The organism is Sinobaca sp. H24 (genome assembly GCF_023845525.1).
In genome coordinates this window covers 1-6,542 of sequence record NZ_JALBWT010000076.1, presented here as the reverse complement: position 1 = coordinate 6,542, position 6,542 = coordinate 1, and the positions used below count along the sequence as shown (strand labels likewise).

Genomic DNA, 6,542 nt, shown 5'->3' with positions numbered 1-6,542 from the left:
GGAAGCAGGGCTCGAGAGTCTGTTATTCCGGTTGGTTCCGCCGGCAATTGATCAGGTGAGCGCAGCTGATATGGAACGCTCACGTCTGGAGGATGTTAAACTGCTGTTTGTTCTTGGGGTAAACGAAGGAATTATACCGTCTAAAATGGAAGAAGACGGGATTCTGGGAGATGAAGACCGCAGATGGTTTGAAGAAAGCGGTATTTTCTCTCGCGAATACCTCGAGTCAGAAACTGTTGAATGAATCTTTTCTCGTCTACAGGGCTTTGAGCCTGCCGTCCAGAGAATTGTATATCAGCTATCCGCTTGCCAATGAAAAGGGAGAAGCACAGCAGCCTTCTATTCTAATAAGCCAGTTAAAAGATATGATGCCCGCCCTCCAGGAAGAGTTTGTGTTTGCAGAACCGCAGGAATTTCAATCAAAAAGCAGGAAGCGTTGTTCGTGCATTCTTCCAGAAGAACACTGTCCCAGCTCATTTATCAGCTGCAGCGCTGGAAATCGGGCGAGGCTGTTTCCGATATATGGTGGGGTGTATATAAACTGGTATGCTCAGAACCCCGGGCGCGCATCCGGACTTTGTTTAAGGGAATGGAGAGCATTTTTTACAGAAATAAAGCGTATCCGCTTACCGAACAGATGAGTACACAGCTCTATGGAACCTCTTTAAAAGCAAGCGTCTCCAGAGTGGAGCAGTTTGAAAAATTGCGCCTTTGCCCACTTTGCATCCTATGGTCTGAGGCTGAAAGAACGGGATACGTATACACTTGAAGCGCCAGATATTGGACAGTTTTTTCATGCAGCCCTAAAAGATATGACAGAAGCCATTCAAAGCGAAGGAAAAGAATGGAAAGATATAACCGAAGAAGAGTGTGTAGAAAAAGCCGCACATGCAGTAAACCAGCTGGCACCAAAAGTACAGAGGAGATTCTATCCAGCAGTGCCAAACATGCTTTTTGTGCAGAAAAAACTGCAGGAAAACGATTACGAGAGCTTCCCTCGTTATGAGAAAGCAGTCTATTCAATCTGCGTTTTCACCCATTGCTTTAGAAGTCGCGTTCGGCGAACATCAGGATCTGCCGCCTATGACGTTTACGCTTGAGAACGGAACGAAAATGGAGATAGCTGGAAGAATTGATCGTGTAGACAGGGCCGAGGGGCCGGAGGGACTACTGCTCCGTGTCATCGATTATAAGTCCAGCGTAAAAGATATCCGCCTGAGCGAGGTGTATTTTGGACTGGCACTTCAAATGCTTGTTTACCTGGATATCGTCATGACCTATGCAGAAGAGTGGATTGGTGAAAAAGCTGATCCGGCCGGCATCCTTTATTTTCATATTCATGATCCATTTGTAAATGTAGCGGATGATTCAGCAGATGATATTGAAGAAAGACTATTTAAAGAATACAAAATGAAAGGTCTTATTATGGATGATGAAGAATCGGTCCGTCTGATGGATACAGATTTACAAGAAGGCCATTCTACACTACCATACCGGCCAGAATGAAAAAAGGCGGAGAACTTTCTAAAACAAAATCAACGATCAGCCGGGAAAACTTTCAGGCGATCCACCAATTTATTCAGCAGAAGCTTCTGGAAGCTGGAGAACAAATTATGCATGGATCTGTAGAAATTAACCCTTATAAAATAGGAAATGATACGGCCTGTACGTTCTGTTCTTTCAGAGCCGTCTGCCAGTTTGACCAGCAGTTTTGAAGCAAATCATTACAGAGTATTAAAAGCAGACGAGAAAACAATTAAAAAAGAATTACTCGGAGAGGGGAGTCGGCGGATGAACAAAAAGAACAAGAAAACCTAAGCCGGATAATGTCCGGTGGAAGACAGTCAATGGAAGCAAGTGTCAGGAACCGGAGCGGATACGCTGGTTGCTGCCGCTGCCGGAAGTGGAAAAACGGCTGTACTTGTTGAGAGGGTTATCCAAAAAATTATCGACGAAGAAAGCGGGATAGACATCGACCGTCTGCTTATTGTGACCTTTACGAACGCTGCGGCTGCCGAGATGAAAACAAGAATAGGCAAAGCACTGGAGAAAAAAATACAGCAAAATCCGGATTCTCTTCATCTGCGCCGACAGCTTTCCTTATTAAATAAAGCACAGATTTCTTCGCTGCATTCTTTTTGTATGAGCGTGATCCGCAGACACTACTTTCAGGTGGAACTGGATCCGAAGTTCCGCGTTTTTGGATGAAACCGAAGGAGAGTGGATGAAAGAGGAAATACTTGAACAAATTTCTGGAAGAAAAATACGAACAGCCGGAAAGCAGCTTTTTCATTCAGGCCGCTGATTCGTACAGCGGCAGTCGAAATGACGAAAGGCTGCGACAGCTGATTCGAAGACTTTACGATTTCTCGCGGGCGCATCCAGATCCGGACCGCTGGCTTCAGGAAATGAGCAGCCAATATGAAACGCTCAGCGGAGATAATTTAAATGATCATCCATGGTCCAGGGAGATTATTCAGGAAATCCGTATTACGCTTGAAGGGGCCCTACGCATGCTTGGCCGGGCTGAAGAACTAGCGAATGCGCCGTCCGGTCCATTTCCTTACGCAGAAGCGATCCAGTCCGATATTGAACAAATCTCAATCATTAAGGATTACGATACGATGGAGCAGCTCTATGCAGGCATTCATGCGGTAGTGCCTGCAGGGCTGAAACCTATCACAAAAAAACATGACGTGGACGAAGCTTTAAAGGCGGAAACAAAACAGCTTCGGGATAAAGCAAAAGATATTGTAAAAAAGACACAAGAACTGTTGTACCAATCCCCGGAAAAAATGCTTGAGGACATGCACTTTATGGTTCCGGCCGTAAAAGAATTGACACTCGCTGCTGAAGAACTGAACAGCCGCTTTACCGATAATAAACGGGAAAAAGGAGTAGCTGATTTCTCCGATCTGGAGCACTTAACCCTGCAGATTCTGCGGGACCAGTCGGGCAGTGTGCAGGCGTCTGCATATTATCAGAATCACTTTCAGGAAGTGCTGGTTGATGAATATCAGGATACAAACTATGTCCAGGAAGCTATCCTTCAGCTCGTCTCGGCACCGGACCGGCTGTTTATGGTAGGGGATGTCAAGCAGAGCATTTACCGTTTCCGTCTGGCTGAACCCGGTCTATTCATCGATAAATATGAAACGTATACGACAGAAGAGTCGGAGAAGGGCTGGAAAATAAATCTCGATAAAAACTTTCGCAGCCGTAAAAATGTTATTGATGCCTCTAACTTTATTTTCCGGCAGCTGATGGATAAAGATATTGGTGGAATTGCCTATGATGCAGAAGCTGCGCTTAAACAGGGCAATGAAGGGTTTCAGTCCGAAGAGGATCCTGCCGCCGATATTGCCGTTATTAATCGAGGTGCCCCTCTATCCGGGATGGAAGTCGAAGAAGCAGAGGAAGATACTGAAAAAGCTGTGCTTGAAGCACGTTACATTGCCGGACGCATTCATCAGATGATGAAAGAGAAAAAACAGGTTATCGATGACCGGACAGGAGAAAAGCGTCCGGTCCGCTACAATGATTTTGTTATTCTTATGCGTTCCATGGCATGGTCTACAGCGATGATGGAAGAATTCCGTGAACTGCAGATACCTGTGTATGCTGAGCTTCGAACCGGTTATTTTAAAGCGGTGGAAATTCATATTGTGCTGTCGCTGCTGCATGTGATTGATAACCCGATTCAGGATATTCCGCTTGCCAGCGTCCTTCGTTCTCCTATTGGCCAGTTCAGCGAAGAAGAGATGGCTGAAATACGAATGGCCGATACAGGCGGGACGTACTATGATGCGCTGCTGGCTGCAGCTCAAACGGCATCATGCCGAGAGAAAATTCATACGTTTTTAAAAACGTTGGAAGAATGGCGGACCTACTCCCGTCAGGAGTCACTTCCTGAATTTATTTGGCGTGTACTCCAGGAAAGCGGTTATTATGACTTCACAGGAGGACTCCCCGGCGGGAAACAAAGACAGGCAAACCTGCTGGCTTTATATGACAGGGCACGTGCTTATGAACAGACATCTTTTAGAGGATTATTCCGATTTCTCCGTTTTGTCGAACGGCTTCAGGAAAAAGGTGATGATATGGGAACCGCCCGTACTCTTGGAGAAAAAGAAGAAGTAGTCAGGCTGATGACCATTCATAAAAGCAAAGGACTTGAATTTCCCATCGTCTTTTTATCCGGCTTAAGCAAAGATTTTAATATGCGTGATATGTACAGTGATATTCTTCTTCATCAAAATTTAGGAATCGGCACGAAATATATTAACCCATCTAAACGAATAGTAAAAACATCCCTTCCTCAGGCAGCCATCAAAATCAGGGAAAAAAAAGAATTGCTGGCGGAGGAAATGAGAGTTTTATATGTTGGACTGACCCGGGCCAAAGAACAATTTGTGCTGGTAGGTACAGTCAAAGATGCGGTTTCGGATTTTTCAAAATGGGCAGTTACAGCGACACAAGCCGGGGAAACACTCTCGGCATTTGACAGGCTTCAGGCTAAAACATTTTTTGACTGGATTATGCCTGCTGTTCTTCGTCATGCCGATCACGCTAAGTGGCAGGAAACATCGAGAATGGATTTTCTAACAGATGCCTCCATCTGGAACGTAGAAGTGATTGAACAACATACGTTGACTGGAGAAAGAGAAGAGCCGGAACAGCTGAATATGCAGGAAAAGAAGCGCTCGCCCGCCTTGAGCCGGCAGCAGGCTATACAGCAGAAGATGAACGTGTCAGTGCAAGAATGAACTGGAAATATCCTTATGCGGATACAGTAGTCCTTCGTTCCAAACAGACCGTGAGCGAATGGAAGCAGGCTATTTCTGACCCGTACAGCGAACAGCCGGCTCTTCAGACCGGATTCCGCTCAGCGGGCGCAGAGCGGCCAAGGTTTCTTCAGGAGAAAACAGTCACCCCTCAGGAAAGAGGAACCGCTTTTCATATTCTAATGGAAAATCTGCCTTTGGAAGGACCTGTTACTAAAGCGGATTTGACAGAGCTAAAAAAGCAGCTTGTCGAAGGTAACTGGCTGACGCAGGAACAGGCAGAAGTAATAGATGAAACAAAAGTCATACCTTTTGTTGAGAGTAGCCTGGGCCAGGCACTTATCCGCTCTACCGAGGTTTGGCGGGAGGTACCTTTTACTTACGGACGCCCCGTAGCTGAATCCGGAGGAGAAGATATCACCGTTCTTCAGGGAATGGCTGATTGTGTTTTTCGGAATGAACAAGGCAGTCTAGTGCTCATCGATTACAAAACAGATCGTCTGTCCAACGTAGAAAATAAAACCCGGGAAGAGCACATAGCCGGTATGAAAGATAAATATCAATTCCAGCTGGATGTTTACAGAGAAGCCCTCTCAGCTATATGGGAAGAACCTGTAAGGGAAGCATATATTTACGCTTTTGATCAAGAGTTGATTATACCGATGAATGAGAATAACGGATGATACGAGAATTCATTTACTAACAAAAGGACAGTGAGGACTTCTCATGCGGATTCCCATTAAATGATTGATTTATAAGGGAAATAAATCTTTCATTTCTATTACATTTAAAAAAAAGTGCCCAATTAAGATTAACAGCGAAAAAAAGTGGGAAAGGTAGGGAGGTAACCAAAAATAATGGAGTGATAAAAGATGAGTAACTGGAATGGCAAAACAATTATATATTACTGGAGCAAGCAGCGGTATTGGAGAAGCAACAGCAGAACGCTTTGTAAAAGAAGGAGCTAATGTAGTATTAGCTGCAAGAAGAGAAGACAGACTTAAAGATCTTCAGGAAAAGCTGAGCGGTGGAAATGGCAAAGCTGTATACAAAAAAACAGATGTAACTTCTGAAAAAGAAATGAAAGAACTGGCAGAATTCGCGATAAATGAATTCGGGCAAATTGACGTACTGTTTAATAATGCGGGTCTTATGCCGCTGTCGTTTATGAAGAATACAAAAGTAGACGAGTGGGACAAGATGGTTGATGTAAACATTAAAGGCGTATTATATGGCGTAGCAGCAGTTCTGCCGCATATGATAGAGCGCAATGAAGGACATATCTTGACCACGTCTTCTGTAGCCGGTCATGAAGTAATGCCTACCGGTGCTGTATACTGTGGAACTAAGTTCGCTGCACGTGTCATTATGGAAGGAATGGGTAAAGAACTCGCGGAGAGTAATATCCGCACCACGTCTATTTCTCCTGGAATTGTTCAGACTGAACTTACTGATACTATTACAGATGAGGATGCTATGTCGTTCCTAAAAGATGGAGTTGGCCTTGGTTCTATGACACCACTCGCCAGTGAAGATATAGCCGAAGGCGTATTTTACGCTGTTAATCAGCCGCCTCACGTTGATGTAAATGAAATTATTATCCGCCCAACAAACCAAGGTTAAAAAATAACAAAAAGGGAGACGCGATATATCGCGTCTCCCTTTTTGTGTTATTGCTGACTATCTTCTATAACGTGGGAATGATCCACTTCAAAAATGAGTCGTTCATCGTTTTCGACAATAGCTTCTTCATTCGTC

At 44.6% G+C, this 6,542-nt stretch carries 7 protein-coding genes and 1 pseudogene; all 8 read left to right on the top strand.

Annotated elements, in window-relative coordinates:
• A partial coding sequence (locus MMY81_RS32770) for a hypothetical protein (RefSeq protein WP_252316109.1) occupies positions 1–244 on the top strand: 244 nt, incomplete at its 5' end.
• Positions 245–695: 451 nt separating this feature from the next.
• A pseudogene (locus tag MMY81_RS36150) lies at positions 696–902 on the top strand (PD-(D/E)XK nuclease family protein); the annotation flags it as partial.
• A gap of 52 nt (positions 903–954) precedes the next feature.
• Positions 955–1,506 carry a PD-(D/E)XK nuclease family protein gene (locus MMY81_RS32765; protein ID WP_252316108.1) on the top strand — a complete coding sequence of 184 codons (552 nt, stop codon included), beginning with the start codon at positions 955–957 and terminating at the stop codon, positions 1,504–1,506.
• A complete protein-coding gene (locus MMY81_RS32760) occupies positions 1,503–1,715 on the top strand; it encodes a PD-(D/E)XK nuclease family protein (protein ID WP_252316107.1) in 213 nt (70 codons plus the stop codon). Before MMY81_RS32765 ends, MMY81_RS32760 begins: the two co-directional genes overlap by 4 nt.
• A 118-nt stretch (positions 1,716–1,833) precedes the next feature.
• The gene (locus MMY81_RS32755) at positions 1,834–2,208 is read left to right on the top strand and encodes a UvrD-helicase domain-containing protein (RefSeq protein WP_252316106.1); all 375 of its coding nucleotides are present in this window, start codon (positions 1,834–1,836) and stop codon (positions 2,206–2,208) included.
• A gap of 32 nt (positions 2,209–2,240) precedes the next feature.
• The gene (gene addA / locus MMY81_RS32750) at positions 2,241–4,766 is read left to right on the top strand and encodes a helicase-exonuclease AddAB subunit AddA (RefSeq protein WP_252316105.1); all 2,526 of its coding nucleotides are present in this window, start codon (positions 2,241–2,243) and stop codon (positions 4,764–4,766) included.
• Entirely contained in the window at positions 4,763–5,467 is a 705-nt protein-coding gene (locus MMY81_RS32745) for a PD-(D/E)XK nuclease family protein (protein WP_252316104.1), read from the top strand. Before addA ends, MMY81_RS32745 begins: the two co-directional genes overlap by 4 nt.
• Before the next feature lie 202 nt (positions 5,468–5,669).
• Positions 5,670–6,407 carry an SDR family oxidoreductase gene (locus MMY81_RS32740; RefSeq protein WP_252316103.1) on the top strand — a complete coding sequence of 246 codons (738 nt, stop codon included), beginning with the start codon at positions 5,670–5,672 and terminating at the stop codon, positions 6,405–6,407.
• The last annotated feature ends 135 nt before the right edge of the window (positions 6,408–6,542 follow it).